We start from the raw sequence: 14,431 nt of genomic DNA, 5'->3' as shown, positions 1-14,431 counted from the left end.
TATGGGCGCCGGGCGGGCGCGGCCTACACTTCTGGGGTGTCCACAGCAGCGGCGTCCCCGGAGGTGGCGGGCGGACGACAGGCGCGCTGGCAGCCGCACAACGACCAACGCCGGGCGCGGATCGTTCAGGCGGCCATCGAGCTGGTGGAGGAGGCCCCCGCCGGTGCGGACATCTCCGCCCGGCAGATCGCCGCTCGCGCGGGATTGGCCAAATCCGTACTGTACCGGCAGTTCTCGGGCCGTGAGGAACTCGACCGGCGGGTGCGTTCGGTGATCGGCGACCGTTTCACCGACGCCCTGGACGCGGCCCTGGACATCGGTGACGGCTCGATCAGCGAGATCCTCGCCCGCGCGGTGAGTGTGGTCGTCGATTGGATCTGCGACCATCCGCGCCTGCACGAATTCCTGCGCACCGGTCCCGCCGAGGGCGACGACGAGGGCAGCGATGCCCTCAGCGGCCTGCTCAGCAGCATCACCCGCCGTGCCGCGCGCCTGGTGGCCGGCCTGGGCGGCGTGGTCGGCGTCGCCGATCCGCCGGTGGTCGACACCATGACGTTCGCCATCGTCTCGATGACCGAGGCCACGGTCACCCGCTGGTCCCGCGAGCAGAAGCCGCCCCTGCCGCGCCACCGCCTGATCGCCGAACTGGCAGGCTACGCCTGGAGCGTCCTGGACGGCGTGGCGCGCGCCCACGGCGTCCAGCTCGACCCGGACATGCCGCTGCTCCAACTCATCGAAGCCCTGGCCGCACCGGAGCCCGAGCCTCACACACGTTGCCGCTAGGGGCTCCCGATCGGGCCCGGTGCGTTCGCGGTCCGAACCGGCTCGAACCACTGAATCCCGTTCGGCCGCATTACGATTCGAATCACCGTCGCCAACTTCGGTGGGCGGGCGCCCTGCCGGGCCTCGGCGCGCGAGTCGGCATCGAGACGCTGACCTTGCTGCGCGACCGAGACGGGTCGTACGGCGGGTGCGGTCCGGTGGCCTCAGGACGCGGCGGGGTGGGCGGTCGGCGGGTTGAGGCGGCGGGGCGGTTCGCTGCGGTAGCGGGACGAGTCGCCGTCGATGTGCAGCAGTTGCCAGACCTTGCGGGCCAGCCGGGGGCGCAGGCCCAGGTCGTCGGCCAGTTTGCGGACGTCGTCGAAGTAGCCGGCCAGGATCCGGCGGGACTGCGGCGCTTGCCAGAACGCCTCGCGGAAGACCTCGCGGGGGATGCCGAAGCGGGTGGCGAAGGATTTCGGCGGGGTCATGATCTCACCGGCCAGCCAGCGCATGGCCAGTGGGAACGCCAACGCGCACACCGCTTTTCCGGACGGACTCAGCTTCTCGATATGGGCGGTGAGGAATTCGTGGGCGAACGAGATGTGCCGCGCCTCCTCGGCGATGTGGATCTGCATCGTGCGCAGCACCGCGGGCGGCAGCCGGTCCCCGGCCCGGATCATCGCCTTCTGGTAGTGGTCGATGGGCTCCTCGCCGCCCAGGATCCCGATGACCAGGATGACGTGCGCATATCCGCCCGCGACGCCGATGAACGGCGACAGCGCCCGGAAGGCCGGCCGCATACCGGGGACGTCGACGCCGATCCGGTTCACCAGCTCCTGGAACATCTGGATGTGGTTGCACTCCTCGGTCATCTCGTGCATGCAGTACCGGAACTCCGGCGCCCCGTTGGGCAGTTTGAGCACGTACTGCATCAGCCCGCGGATCAGCACCGTCTCGAAGGCCAGGCCGACCTTGACCACATTGGCCACGCGCCATCTGCCGATCTCGATCTGCCGTTCCAGCGGCAGCGCCCGATACCACTCGGTCGCGCCGAGCGGATCGATCTCCGGATCGAGCACCCAGCGCGGATCGTCCGGATCGATCGCCAATTCCGGACTGTCCCAATCGATGTCGAGATAAGGATCGAAGTTCCGGTGCACCGACCCATCGGACAGTGTCGCCAGCATGTCGCGGTAGTGCGCGCCGAACGGGTCGGCGCGCCCGGTATCGGACAACGTCATCGGTGCCTCCTCCAGCCGTGCCGGTGATCCGCCCCGGTTCCTGCGGGCGCGATGCACCGGCTCCTGCCTAGAGAATATATGGGACTCGGGGTCTCACACAATCCCATTGTGCTCGGATGCCTGGAGATAGCCGGTCGCACCGGACGGGACCGGTTGCCGCAGTCCCATCCGGCCGCCGCGTATCGCGGGGCGTTCGCCGGGGCCTGATCAGCCGATCTCGGCGAGGCGGGGTGCGATCTGCTCGCCGAATCGCTCGACCCAGCCGGCAGGATCCGGGGTGCCCGGCAGCGGGCCGACGTTGAGCAGGTCGAATCCCAGTGCGGCGCACGCCTCCGCGTTCTTCAGGTAGGCGTCGGTGTCCGTGAACGGATCGGTGAAATGTCCTGTGTGCATGCGGATTTCGGACGGATCGCGGTCCACGTTCGCGCAGTGCCGGTGCAGCACCTCGATCTTGTGCGGCAGTTCGGGTACCGGTGCGTTGGTGTGCCAGACATCGGCGTACTGGGCGACCATGCGCAAGGTCTTCTTCTCGCCACTGCCGCCGAGCACGATCGGCGGGCGGCGAATCGGCTGCGGCTGACAGATGGTCTCGGCGAGTTGATAGTGTTTGCCCCGGTAGGGGCCGTCGTTGTCGCTCCACATCTGCAAGCAGATCTGCAGGGTCTCCTCGAGCATCTCGAACCGGTCGCGCAGCGGCGGATACGGCACGCCCAGCGCGGTGTGCTCACGTTCGTACCAGGCCGCGCCCAGGCCCAGCATGGATCGGCCGCCGGAGAGCACGTCCAGGGTGGTGGCGATCTTGGCCAGCAGGCCCGGGTAGCGGTAGGTGACGCCGGTGACCAGCATGGTCAGGGTGATCTTCTCGGTCCGTCCGGCCAGGAAACCCATACTGGTATAGCCCTCGAGGAACGGATCCTCGGCCTTGCCCACGCCCTCCATCTGGAAGAAGTGGTCGGCCAGGGTGAAAATCTCGGCACCGGCCTGCTCGGCGGCGACGGCGGTGCGGGACAGCGTGGGGGCCAGGGCGGCGGGGTCGCCCGGCAGGAAATCGATGTAGTGGACGGCGAAGCGCATGGTCATGATCCTTCCGTCGGCTGGATGCGCTCGCCAGTCTAGGTTGAACAGCTCAAGCTGTACAGTTTATCTGTCATTATTGGTCGCTCGAGCGATCTCGGCCGCCACGCTAGACCAGAGTTCGTCCGCCGGGTCGATGACGGCGAAGTGGTTGCCCGGCCCCTCGATATACCCCACCGCATCACCGAATGCCATTGCGGCGGAATGATATTCGCGGCTCATCTCCAGCAGATTCGGGTCGTCGTGCACTGCGCTGACGACCAGTTGCGCGACACCGAGCGGCAGTCGGTCGATGGGCGACGAGCGTCGATAGATCTCCGGATGTTCGGACCGGTGACCGCCCAGCGCGGCGGAGGTCGCCCCCTCGCTGAGTCCTCGGTCGTCGGCCGTGCGCAGGTTCAACACGCCGGCCAGGCTGATCGCGAGAATCGGGCGCACGGCCGCATGCGCGGCGACCGCGTCGGCCGCGGCACGCAGGGCCAGCTGTGCTCCGGCCGAATGCCCGGCCACGACTATGCGTGCGAGATCCGCCGCCTCGACCCGGCCGAGCGCCCGCACGGCATCGGCGACATCGTGAGTCGTTGCCGCCCAACCATGTTCATCGGGACGACGGTATTCGACGTTCCAGGTGAGATACCCCCGGGCGGTCAGGTCGACGGCGAGAGCCTCCATGAGATCCGCGGCCCAGCGTGACCGCCAGTAGCCGCCGTGGAACAGCGCGACAGTGGGAAATGGGCCGGGTCCGTCGGGGATGCGCAGGTCGGCATGCTGCTCGGGATGGTTGCCGTAGCGCACGACCGTGGCCGGACGCAGGCGGTGGTGATACCAGCTGTCGATCGCGAAGCGCAGGCCGTCGAGGCCGCGCTCGCGGATGTGCGCCCGGATCGCGCTGGACCGGTCGGCGGCCGCGCGGCCGAGGTCCACGCGGATCGCTCCGGTGGGCGGCGCGATGAACTCCACCCCGTCGCCGGGAATCACGATGAACTCGCCGCGTTGCGCCGCGGCTGTCGTGGCGGCGACGAATTGTGCTGTGTCCTGGGCGAATACCACGTCGCCGAGCAGGCCTCGGGCATCGAGTGCTCGATCGATCAAGTCGGCGACGGTGCGGCGATCGGCCACGGTGGCCGGGGCGAAGACGATGTCGACGTGGCGTGTGGAGGTCTGCACGAGCTGCTCCTTGTGACGTATATACAGCGGCCGTCAGAATTATGTAATATGAGAGCGTAATCGAACCACCGGCGAGGTCGACATGAGCGCACATTCGGGCAGCAGGGCCATCGAACCGGGCGTCGTCCGAGATTTCCGTTCGCGCCTGAGCTACGGCGAATACCTGGATCTGGACACGCTGCTCAGCGCGCAGAAACCGGTGAGCCGTCCCGAACATCACGACGAACTGCTGTTCATCATCCAGCATCAGACCAGCGAGCTGTGGCTCAAACTGGTCCTGCACGAAATCCTCGCCGCGCGTACGGCATTGGACGGGACGACCTGGGCGCGGCGCTCAAATGCGTGGCCCGGGTCAAGCACATCCAGAAGACCCTGACCGAACAGTGGTCGGTCCTGGCGACGCTCGCACCCACCGAATACGGCCAGTTCCGGGATTTCCTGGGCAACGCCTCGGGATTCCAGTCCTATCAGTATCGCGCGGTCGAATTCGTCCTGGGCGCGAAGAACGCCGACATGCTGGAGGTCTTCGACGCCGACCCCGCGGCCCGCGCGCTGTTACGCGGGCTGCTCGGCGAACCGAGCCTGTACGACGCGTTCTGGCACCGCCTGTCCCGGCTGGGCTACGCGGTACCCGAGTCCGCGCTGACCCGCGAGGTGAGCGCGCCCTACACGATGAATCCGGAGCTGATCCCGCTGATCGGTTTCGTCTACGAACATCATCGCGAACACTGGGCGGCCTACGAGGCGTTCGAGGAACTGGTCGACCTCGAGGAGAATTTCCAGCTGTGGCGTTTCCGGCACATGCGCACCGTCCTGCGCACCATCGGGACCAAACCCGGCACCGGGGGCTCGAGCGGTGTGGGATTCTTGCGTAAAGCGTTGGAGCTGAGCTTCTTTCCCGAACTGTTCGCGGTCCGCACCGAGATTGGACGTCGATGACCACAGCACTGCTCACCCGCGCGGCCGAACTCGATGCGCGGGATCCGTTGCGCGCCTGCCGCGATCTGTTCGTCGGCTCGGACGATCCCGACGTGGTCGCCTACCTGGACGGGAATTCGCTCGGGCGCCCGCTGCGGGCCAGCGCCGAGCGGATCGCCTCGTTCGTCACCGACGCCTGGGGCGGGCGGCTGATCCGCGGCTGGGACGAGCAGTGGTTCGACCTGCCGCTGACCATCGGGGACATGCTCGGCGAAACCGTCCTGGGCGCGGCCCCGGGGCAGACCACCATCGGCGACTCGACCACCGTCCTGCTGTACAAGCTGGCTCGCGGCGCAATCGCGTTGCGGCCCGGGCGAACCGAGATCGTGGTGGATCGGGACAATTTTCCGACCGACCGCTACATCCTGGAATCCATTGCGCAGGACCACGGACTGACCCTGCGCTGGATCGAAGCGGACCCACGTGGCGGCGTCGGGGTCGAGGAATTGGCCGCGGTCGTCTCCGAACGCACCGCCCTGGTCGTGCTCGGACACGTCGCGTATCGGTCGGGGTATCTCGCGGACGCCGCGGGCGCGGCGCGGGTGACGCACGACGCGGGTGCGCTGCTGTTACTGGACCTGTGTCATTCGGTCGGCTCGGTACCGCTCGAACTCGACTCCTGGACAGTGGATCTCGCCGTCGGATGCACCTACAAATATCTCAACGGCGGCCCGGGAGCGCCCGCGTTCGCCTACGTCCGGGCCGAGCATCAGGGCCGGTTCCGGCAGCCGATCTGGGGCTGGATGGGACGTGACCAGCCGTTCGCGATGGCACAGGGATATCAACCGGCACAGGGGATTCGGCAGGTGATCAGCGGTACGCCGCCGATCCTGGGCATGCTGGCGATCCAGGACACCCTCGCGCTGATCGGCGAGGTCGGCATGACGGCCGTGCGCGCGAAATCCGTTGCGCTGGGCGAATATTGCCTGGATCTCGTGCGCGAGGCGCTGATCCCGCTCGGTGTGGAGATCGGCTCACCACCGGATCCGGCCAGGCGCGGCGGTCACGTCATCATCGATCATCCGCGATTCGCCGAGATCACCGGAAAACTGTGGAGTCGCGGCGTGATTCCCGATTTCCGGCCGCCGCGCGGGCTGCGAATCGGATTGAGTCCGTTGAGTACGAGCTTCGGCGAGACGGCCGCGGGCATACTGGCGATCCGTGACGAACTCCTCGCCTGAACATGCGATCCTGGACGACTTCGACTCCCGTCCGGGCAGCGCGACCTCGCTGATCCGCACCGTCCTGGGTGCGTATCGAAACGAGCTGGGCGGCTGGGCGGCCATCGCCGAACTCGTGGAACTGATGCGCGAGTTGGGCATCGCGCCCGATGCGACCCGGATCGCGGTGACCCGGCTCAAGCGCCGGGGCGTGCTGAAGTCCGCGGTCCGCGAGGGCCGCGCCGGATACCGCCTGACCGCACAGGCCGAGGCGATGTACGCGCGCGGTGATCGCCGCATCTTCGGATTCCGGCAGATGACCGATGCCGACCCGTGGCGGCTGATCTCGTTCACCATTCCCGAAACCCTGCGCGCCGCAAGGCATCAGCTGCGCCGCCGGCTGGGCTGGATCGGCTGCGGAACCGTTTCGCCGGGACTGTGGATCGCGCCGGAATACCTCGCCGCCGAGGTCGCCGATATCGTTGCCGCACTTGGTCTGTCGGACTGCGTGACGACCTTCCTGGCCACCTCGGCGGTGGTTCCGGACTCGATGGCCGATGCCGCGGCCCGATGGTGGGATCTGGACGGAATCGCCGCGCGTCATCGCGAATTCCTCTCGCACCACGCGAAATCCGCGAAAGCCCGGCAGCTCACCCCGCGCGAGGCGTTCGTGGAATTCGTTCCGCTGCTGGACGAATGGCGCATCATCCCGTACATCGATCCGGGTCTGCCGCCGTCGATGCTGCCCGCCGACTGGCCGGGTGTGCAGAGCGTCGAACTGTTCGGCGCGGCCCGCGACCGCCGCCTGGCGATCAGTCGCGAATGGGTTCGCACCCTTCGGCAATGAGCCGCCGTGTCGGTTCGGCGAATGTTCGCCTCCGGCGAAGCGCCGCAGGAGAGTCAGTCCACCGTTCCGTGCAGGACTCGTACCCCGGCGGTGAGCGCGTTACCCCCGGTGGTCCAGCTGATGCCCGCGGGCTGCGAACTCAGGACGACGACCACGTAACGCAGCGGCTGCCCGGCTCCGGCGCCGACGAGTCCGGTGGTGTCCATGGTGGTGGAGTCGTTCAATGACATCCAGCCCTGTTTGACGGCCCAGTCCGCGCCGGTGAGCCCGTCGGGGATGCCGAAGTACTGGTCGGTGCCGTCGGCGGCGGTCTGCTTCGCGCCCCGCAGACCCGTCATGATGACGTCGCGGGCCGGTTGGGGGACCGTACTGGTGAGATACCGGTATACGGTGACGACATCCTTTGCGGTGGTGAGCGTTTCACCCCACTGGCCGGGATCGCTCGGTGCGCGGGTGCCGGTCAGGCGCATCAGGCCGGCCATCCGCGTGACGATCGCGCCGCGGCCGTCGGCGACCCACAGCCTGTCGGCGATATCGTCGTCGCTGGCCGAGAGCATCTGCTGGAGCTGCGCGGTGGTGGCCGGATCGGTCCGCCAACCTTGTGAATTCAGCTTGTCGAGGGCGATCAGCAGTTTGACCACGGATGCGGTGTAGAACTGCTGGGCACTGTCGCGGTCGGCGATCGTGGCGCCGGTGGCGGTGTCGAGCACATCGATGCCGACCCGGGTGCCCGGGGAAGCGGAGGTGATCGCGGCCTGCATCTTCTGGCCCATCGCCTCGGGCGACACCTGGGGCGCGGTTCCCGCGGAACCGCTCGGCAGCCCGGGGATCGGCAGGCTGGGCACCGGCACGGCGACCGCCGACGCGGTGGGAGCGCTATTGTGCTGTGCGGCAACGGAATCGTGCGTCGCCGCCCGGGCCGACGGCGCCGCGGCGACGCCCATGATCATCGGTACGACGGCGCTGGTACCGACGACAACCCACAGCCATCCGCGTCGCGCCGAGCGCGGCAGTATCGAGTCCATACCTCATTGATGGGCACCATGCTGTGCGCACCTCGAGACGACGATGCAAGCTTTCTGGAAGTACCTGTGTGGCGGCCCGTTTCGGTGGCGACCCGCGCCTGGTCAGCTCGCGGTCCGACCGGTCGGCTCGGGCAGCTCCGGAATCGATCGCAGCGGCGGCATCGGCTGACGCGGTTCGCGCACACCGGCTCCGCCCTCGCGCCGCAACCACAGTCGCACCGCCGCACCGCTGGACACCCGGGCGCCGGATTCCGGGCTCTGATCGGTGACGAACCAGCCCGAGTCGCCCGGATCCGGCAGCGGCGCATCCGGATCGGCGTTCGCGGCGGCCAGCCCCCTGCCGGTGAGTGCTTGCAGAGCCGCGGCCCATTCGAGCCCGACGACCGATGGCACAACGACATTCGCGCGCCTGCGCCGACCGCGGGCGCCCGCGTCGAGCAGATCCCGCTCCCACTCCGTGACTTCCGCCTCGCCCGATTCCTTTGCCGGACCGGAGGATTCGACATCCTCGGCGGTGTCGCGCTCGGGTTCGGAATCCAGATCCCGCCAGCGCTCCCAGGCCGACTGCCTGGTCACGCCCAGATAGGTGGCGATCTCGGCCCACGACTTGTCCCCGCGGCGCGCGATGCGCACCGCGCCGAGTTCCCATTGATCCAGCAGCCTGCGCACCGCGCCGATATCGGCCAGTGCGGTCAGCGCGTCGTCACCGGTTCGTGGTCCGCCGCGACGGGAGGTGAGCCGCCGCCACGCGGCCCCGCCCTCGTCCGGTATCTCCGCCTTCGCCATGCTGTAAGGATATCCTGACGCCGCCGACCGGCCCAGGGCTCGGATCACGCCCTCAGCGAACAGCCGGACCCGGTCGTCGGCCCGACGGGCGCAGCGCCCACGACAGCACCGTCAGCGCGGTCATCATCGTCAGCACGGCCACCTCGCCGACGGCGTATCGCGTGGTCAGATGGGAGGCGATGGCCCCGGTATAGACGAAGAACGCGCCCGCGTACGCCCATTCCTTCAGCAGCGCACGTCCGGGGACCAGCAGCACGATCGCGCCGAGGATCTTCCAGACGCCCAGCAGCACCAGGAAATACGTGGGATATCCCAGGTGTACGACAAGATCGCGGACATACGGGATGCGGGCCACGTCCCAGATCCCGCCCACACCGAGTTCAGCGGCGATGAGCAGGGTGGCGGTCCAGTAGGCGATCGAGCGGGTGCGTGTGGTGGACGGCGGCTGGGTCGATACGGCCATTTCGGCGGCCCTCCTGACTAAGCTGGCGAATAACTCTCACTCCTATGGCGGATGACGTCGGGCAGATGTGACAATGACCGATTCGCTCACGCGCGAACTCGAGCAGAGCCGGGCCCGGTTGCGGGCGATGGCCTATCGGATGCTGGGTTCGGTGAGCGAGGCGGACGACGCGTTACAAGAAGTGTGGTTGCGCACCCGCCGCACGCCCGAGGACGCGGTGCGCAACCCGGGCGGCTGGCTGACCACGGCGCTCGCGCACACCTGTCTGGATCTGCTGCGCTCGCGCGGTGCGCGGCACGAGGTGCCGGTAGGAGTTCGCCTGCCCGATCCGATCGTCACCGCGGATGGTCAAACGACACCGGAAACCCAAGCGCTGCTGGCGGATTCGATCGGGTTGGCGCTACAGGTGGTACTGGACCGCCTCGATCCCGCCGAGCGGGTCGCCTTCGTCCTGCACGACAGTTTCGCCGTGCCGTTCGGCGAGATCGCGGCGATTCTGGACCGCTCGCCCGAGGCGACGCGACAACTGGCCAGCCGGGCGCGACGACGAGTCCGCGCGGCCCCCGCGCCCGAGGCGAACCCGGACGAGCAACGTCGCGTCGTGGACGCCTTCTTCGCCGCCGCCCGGCGTGGCGACATCCCCGCGCTGGTGCGGGTGCTCGCCCCCGACGTCGTCCTGCGCGGTGACCTCGGAACCGGAAAGCTCTGGGAGACGAGCGGATCAGACGATGCCGCCGCCCAAGCGGTGCGATTCGCACACCCGCGCGCGGTGCTGCGTCCGGTCCTGGTGAACGGCGCGGCCGGTGCGCTCGTCACCGTCGACGGGCAGGCGGCATCCCTCATGGCCTTCACCGTGGCAGGCGGTCGAATCGTCGAGATCGATGTGCTCGCCGATCACCCCCGGATCTCGGCCGCACTGCCCGGCGAGTGAGGTCGGGTCCGGAGTTCGTCACTGTCGGCGGGCAGCGGCCCGCGCGGCGTTCATGGTGCCCGTCAGGCGTGCTCGGGCCCGAACCGTCCGCGCGCGGTGCCAATTCGTCCTACCGGCTACGAATCCTGCTGCTGCACAAGCAAACCCACGCGTCTCGGCTCACATCCGCCGCGGCATACCCGCCGGTGCGTTCGACTCGAGATTTCGCAGCGTCTCGATAACCATCCGCGCCGCATGCGACGGTGTGCGCTGCGCGTCGTGCGCCACGGCCAGTTTCCAGGGGATCGGCCCATCGGCGAGTTCGAGGTGGATCAGGGCGTCCCAGCACTCGGCGGTTGACCGCGGTACGAGCGTGACCCCGAAGTCCTGGGCGGCCAATTCGAGGGCGAACTCCTGATCGGCCACCTCGATGACGGTGCGGCGCAAGGGGAATCGTTCATCGGCGATACTCCGGATACCCCAGCCCGGCGGATAGTCGATGAAGCGCACGCCCGTCAGCGCGTCGGGCGTGAACGGCCGCCCGGCGAGCGGATGATCCGGTCGCACGCACAGCACCACCGTCTCCTCGGTGATCGGAAACAGCCTCAGACCGGGGATTTCGTCGGTCGACCCGGCCAGCAGCGCGATATCGAGGCTGCCGTCGAGCAGTCCGGCGATATTGCCGCTCACCCCTGAGACGCTCTGCCGCATCTGCAGGGTCAGCGCCGGATAGCGGCGATGCATATCGGCCAGGGCGGCGGCCAGGTCCAGGGAACGGATATTCATCAGATTGCCGATCATCACCTCGCCGCGGACCTCGCCGCGGGCGGCGGCGATCGCGTCGCTGATCTCCCGGCGGGAACGCACCATCGCCGCGGCCGGTCCGCCGATCGCGCGCCCGGCTTCGGTGAGTTCCAGTCCGCGCGGGGTTCGGTCGAACAGTCGTTCGCCCAGTTCGCGTTCGAGTTTCGCCACGCTCGTCGATACCGCGGACTGCACCAGATTCAGTGACCGGGCCGCCGCGGTGAACGATCCGGCCTCCCGGCAGGCCAGGAAGCATTCGATCTGACGCAACTCCATTCCGTGAGCCTAGCTCCGGTATCTCCGAGAGTGATGTGGGTATCGAAATCCATCGCTTCCATTGATCGGCCGAGTGCCGGACCATGGATGGAGTGTGTGTCTCGACCGTCGCCGCGCCGCAGCAGGCCCGGCTCACCCGTCTGCTCGTGCTCGTCTTCGCGGTGACCGCGGGATCGTCCGCGGGCTGTCTCTACTACCTCCAGCCGCTGCTGCAACAGGTCGGAAGCGATCTGCGCATCTCGACCGCGACCGCCGCACTGCTGGTGAGCGGGGCTCAGGTCGGCTATCTGTGCGGGCTGGCGCTGCTGGTCCCGCTGGGCGACTTCCTCGAACGCCGCCGGATGGTCCCCGGACTGCTGATCGCCTCGGTGGTGGCGCTGGTCGTCTCGGCGGTCGCGCCGAACTTCCCGATCCTGCTGGCAGCCGTGTTCGTCACCGGGATCACGGCCTCCGCGGCGCAGGTCGTGGTGCCGTGGTCTTCGTCACTGGCCGAACCAGGACGTCGCGGTCAGGTCGTCGGCACGGTGATGAGCGGACTGCTGCTGGGGATCCTGTCCTCGCGGGTGCTGTCGGGCGCGATCGCGCAACTGGGCGGCTGGCGGGCGGTGCTGGTGGTGGCGGCGGCGATTCAGCTGGTGATGTCGGTGAGCGTGTATCTGCTCACGCCCGCCACTGGCCGGGCCGCGAGCGGGGAGCGTTATCGCGAGGTGCTCGTGTCGATCCTGTCGCTGATCCGCCTGCACCCGATGCTGCGGCATCGCATGGTGCTGGGTTTCCTTGCGATGGCGTGCTTTTCGGGTGTGTGGACCGCGCTGGCCTTCCTGCTCGCCGGCGATCACGGCAGTCCGTATCACTACTCGGAGGTCGTCATCGGACTGTTCGGCATCGCCGGTGTGGCCGGGGCGCTGGGTGCGCCGGTGGTGGGGCGGTTGTCCGATCGCGGGTATCTGCGTCCGGTGACGACGCTGGTGTGGGTGGTCCTGCTGGCCAGCTGGGCATTGCTGGCCTGGGGTGGGCATTCGATCATCGCGCTGATCGTGGCACTGCTGGTCTTCGACTTCGGGATCCAGGGCATCCAGCTGTCCAATCAGAGCGCGATCTACGCGCTGGACCCGGCCGCACGCAGTCGGCTCACCACGGCCTACATGGTGATGTACTTCCTCGGCGGCGTCGCCGGATCGGTCACCGCGGGCGCGGCCTACGAATCCGGCGGCTGGGCGCGGGTCTGCGAGATCGGTGTGGGTGCGACGGTGGTCGGGATCGCGCTGTGGGCGGTGTTCGCTCGTCACATTCCGGCCCGTGCGACCACCGCGGACACGCCGGACTGAACCTGTTCAGGGACGCGGCCAGGGGCGGCCGTGATACCGCTCGATATCGGTGTTCAGACGCTCGAGAAGACCGACCAGCGCGCCCAGATCCTCGCGGGACCAGTCCGCGAGGATGGCGTCCAGATGTCCGACCGCCGCGGCCCGATCGGCCTCGAGTTGTGCGGCGCCCTGCTCGCTGACCTGGAATTTCCGGGCCATACCGCCGTCCGGGTCGGGAATCCGATCGACCAGCCCCGCGCGGCGCATGGCGGCGGTCTGCCGGTTCACCGTCGAGGCGTCCAGTCCCAGGGCCTCGCTCAACTGTCCGATGGACATCGCGCCCTCCATGTGCAGCCGGTAAAGCAGCGTGTACGCGCTGCGGTCCAGGCGGCCCCCGCCGCGCTGGGAGGTCAGGCTGTAGCGACCGAGCAGCATCGTCTCGAACTCGAGCAGGTCCGTGAGCTTGTCCAATGCGGTCCCTTTCGCCTCGGTGCGAGATGCGAATGTCGGTATACCACACGCGAATATGTCCGCCCGCCCGTATACGTGGCGCATATCATGCACGTGGTGCATACTCGTCGCCGCCGTGCGGATGCCGTGAACGTACGGTCGTGCCGGGGGATTTCGTATTTCGGCGGACCCGATGCGAAGTCCCGGTGTCCAGGCTATGCCGTACTGGCGTGGATCAGGTGCGGCCCGGAGTCGCTCGTGCCGGAAGCGGTTCGGTTCGTGTACCGGGCGACGATCTCGGCGGCCGGCAGGTCCTGTATCCGCGCGAATCCGGCGGCCGATAATTCCGCCCCGATCTCCTCGGCGGTGTACTGGCCGATCCACGGTTCGCCGACCGCGGCGACGCGATCCGCGCGCGCCTGCTGTGCGGCCGAGCCCGACGGCGGATACAGATAATCCAGGACCACCTCGGCGGGTGCGTCCTGCCCGCCGAGGTAGCGCAACGTCTGCGTCAGCGAGGCGCGGGTCAGATACATCACGACGCCCAGCCACACGAAGACCACCGCTCCGGACCGGTCGAATCCGGCGGCGGACAGACCCTCGCCCAGGTCCGTCCGTTCGAAGTCGACCGGCGCGAAGGTGAGCGTATCCGGGACGGCCACACCGGATTCGGCCAGGCGGTGACGTTTCCACGCCTGGGTGTCCGGATGGTCGACCTCGAAGAATCGCACATCGGAGTGGGTATTGCGATAGGCCGAGGTGTCCAGGCCCGCCCCCAGGACGACGACCTGACGGGTCCCGGCGACGATCGCCGCGGCGACGGTGTCGTCGGCGAAACGGCTGCGCGCCGCGATCATGAGGCGACGACGCCGGACCACATCGTCCAGGTCGCGGTCGAAGTCCGACGTCCGGGGCGCCGCGGGCCCCACGATGCGCTCGGCGAGCGGATCGGTGAAGATCCGCGGTTCGTCGGCGGTCTGGTGGTCGGCCCGCGCCCGCGCCACAGCCATCGCGGTCCTGCTCGGTGCACCGGTCTGCATGTCACATACGGTACCGCCGTGCCGCGCTGTCGCGGGAGTTCCGCTTTCCGAAGCCGACGTCGAATTCGGCGGTCGCGGTGATAGCGTGGCGATCGGGAAGTGAGGCGTGGGTGAGCCGGGAGCAGGTGATCGGTGTGGTGT

General features: G+C 68.4%; 16 protein-coding genes. 7 read left to right on the top strand and 9 right to left on the bottom strand.

What is annotated here, in order from left to right; all coding sequences use genetic code 11:
• The first annotated feature begins 36 nt into the window (after positions 1 to 36).
• Complete coding sequence (locus NM2_RS05035; protein ID WP_067664548.1) at positions 37 to 783, top strand: TetR/AcrR family transcriptional regulator; 747 nt, start codon at positions 37 to 39, stop codon at positions 781 to 783.
• Between the two features lie 203 nt (positions 784 to 986).
• On the opposite strand, the gene NM2_RS05030 is transcribed toward NM2_RS05035, so the two are convergent.
• The 3 genes from NM2_RS05030 to NM2_RS05020 form a co-directional block, all read right to left on the bottom strand.
• Positions 987 to 2,003: an AurF N-oxygenase family protein gene (locus NM2_RS05030; RefSeq protein WP_067664546.1), complete on the bottom strand. Its 1,017-nt coding sequence runs from the start codon at positions 2,001 to 2,003 to the stop codon at positions 987 to 989.
• Between the two features lie 207 nt (positions 2,004 to 2,210).
• Complete coding sequence (locus NM2_RS05025; protein WP_067664654.1) at positions 2,211 to 3,077, bottom strand: LLM class F420-dependent oxidoreductase; 867 nt, start codon at positions 3,075 to 3,077, stop codon at positions 2,211 to 2,213.
• Positions 3,078 to 3,143: 66 nt separating this feature from the next.
• The gene (locus NM2_RS05020; protein ID WP_067664544.1) at positions 3,144 to 4,244 is read right to left on the bottom strand and encodes an alpha/beta hydrolase; all 1,101 of its coding nucleotides are present in this window, start codon (positions 4,242 to 4,244) and stop codon (positions 3,144 to 3,146) included.
• A gap of 82 nt (positions 4,245 to 4,326) precedes the next feature.
• Between NM2_RS05020 and NM2_RS51355 the strand changes: the two genes are divergently transcribed.
• Genes NM2_RS51355 through NM2_RS05005 form a run of 4 tightly spaced genes read left to right on the top strand, consistent with a single transcriptional unit; the run spans position 4,327 to position 7,229 of the window.
• Positions 4,327 to 4,620, top strand: coding sequence for a tryptophan 2,3-dioxygenase family protein (locus NM2_RS51355; RefSeq protein WP_281182389.1), 294 nt, complete (start codon positions 4,327 to 4,329; stop codon positions 4,618 to 4,620).
• A complete protein-coding gene (locus NM2_RS52515; protein WP_281182388.1) occupies positions 4,587 to 5,183 on the top strand; it encodes a tryptophan 2,3-dioxygenase in 597 nt (198 codons plus the stop codon). Before NM2_RS51355 ends, NM2_RS52515 begins: the two co-directional genes overlap by 34 nt.
• Entirely contained in the window at positions 5,180 to 6,403 is a 1,224-nt protein-coding gene (locus NM2_RS05010) for a kynureninase (protein WP_067664542.1), read from the top strand. The genes NM2_RS52515 and NM2_RS05010 overlap by 4 nt, the downstream gene beginning before the upstream one ends.
• Positions 6,384 to 7,229, top strand: coding sequence for a PaaX family transcriptional regulator (locus tag NM2_RS05005; protein ID WP_067664540.1), 846 nt, complete (start codon positions 6,384 to 6,386; stop codon positions 7,227 to 7,229). The genes NM2_RS05010 and NM2_RS05005 overlap by 20 nt, the downstream gene beginning before the upstream one ends.
• Positions 7,230 to 7,282: 53 nt before the next feature.
• On the opposite strand, the gene NM2_RS05000 is transcribed toward NM2_RS05005, so the two are convergent.
• From NM2_RS05000 to NM2_RS04990, 3 genes are all read right to left on the bottom strand, one after another.
• The gene (locus NM2_RS05000; RefSeq protein WP_218025849.1) at positions 7,283 to 8,254 is read right to left on the bottom strand and encodes a serine hydrolase; all 972 of its coding nucleotides are present in this window, start codon (positions 8,252 to 8,254) and stop codon (positions 7,283 to 7,285) included.
• Positions 8,255 to 8,356: 102 nt separating this feature from the next.
• A complete protein-coding gene (locus NM2_RS47180) occupies positions 8,357 to 9,040 on the bottom strand; it encodes a PASTA domain-containing protein (protein WP_084530486.1) in 684 nt (227 codons plus the stop codon).
• Positions 9,041 to 9,092: 52 nt separating this feature from the next.
• Positions 9,093 to 9,503: a DoxX family protein gene (locus tag NM2_RS04990; RefSeq protein ID WP_067664538.1), complete on the bottom strand. Its 411-nt coding sequence runs from the start codon at positions 9,501 to 9,503 to the stop codon at positions 9,093 to 9,095.
• A gap of 67 nt (positions 9,504 to 9,570) precedes the next feature.
• Here NM2_RS04990 and NM2_RS04985 point away from each other — a divergent pair, with 67 nt between their 5' ends.
• Positions 9,571 to 10,434 carry a sigma-70 family RNA polymerase sigma factor gene (locus NM2_RS04985; RefSeq protein ID WP_439956837.1) on the top strand — a complete coding sequence of 288 codons (864 nt, stop codon included), beginning with the start codon at positions 9,571 to 9,573 and terminating at the stop codon, positions 10,432 to 10,434.
• Between the two features lie 159 nt (positions 10,435 to 10,593).
• Here NM2_RS04985 and NM2_RS04980 read toward each other — a convergent pair whose 3' ends face one another.
• Positions 10,594 to 11,493 (bottom strand): LysR family transcriptional regulator, encoded by a 900-nt coding sequence (locus NM2_RS04980; protein WP_067664534.1) that lies wholly within the window; start codon positions 11,491 to 11,493, stop codon positions 10,594 to 10,596.
• A 92-nt stretch (positions 11,494 to 11,585) separates the two neighbouring features.
• Between NM2_RS04980 and NM2_RS04975 the strand changes: the two genes are divergently transcribed.
• Complete coding sequence (locus NM2_RS04975) at positions 11,586 to 12,821, top strand: MFS transporter (protein WP_245717847.1); 1,236 nt, start codon at positions 11,586 to 11,588, stop codon at positions 12,819 to 12,821.
• Positions 12,822 to 12,827: 6 nt separating this feature from the next.
• On the opposite strand, the gene NM2_RS04970 is transcribed toward NM2_RS04975, so the two are convergent.
• Together NM2_RS04970 and NM2_RS04965 are read right to left on the bottom strand one after the other, a co-directional pair.
• Entirely contained in the window at positions 12,828 to 13,271 is a 444-nt protein-coding gene (locus NM2_RS04970) for a MarR family winged helix-turn-helix transcriptional regulator (protein WP_067664531.1), read from the bottom strand.
• Positions 13,272 to 13,465: 194 nt separating this feature from the next.
• Complete coding sequence (locus NM2_RS04965; RefSeq protein WP_067664529.1) at positions 13,466 to 14,290, bottom strand: class I SAM-dependent methyltransferase; 825 nt, start codon at positions 14,288 to 14,290, stop codon at positions 13,466 to 13,468.
• Positions 14,291 to 14,431: the final 141 nt, after the last annotated feature.

The sequence above is a fragment of the Nocardia miyunensis NBRC 108239 genome (assembly GCF_001613065.1).
In the GTDB taxonomy this organism is placed as follows: Bacteria; Actinomycetota; Actinomycetes; order Mycobacteriales; family Mycobacteriaceae; genus Nocardia; species Nocardia miyunensis.
Note: the sequence above shows the minus strand (reverse complement) of the source record. Positions and strands in the feature narration are given on the sequence as shown.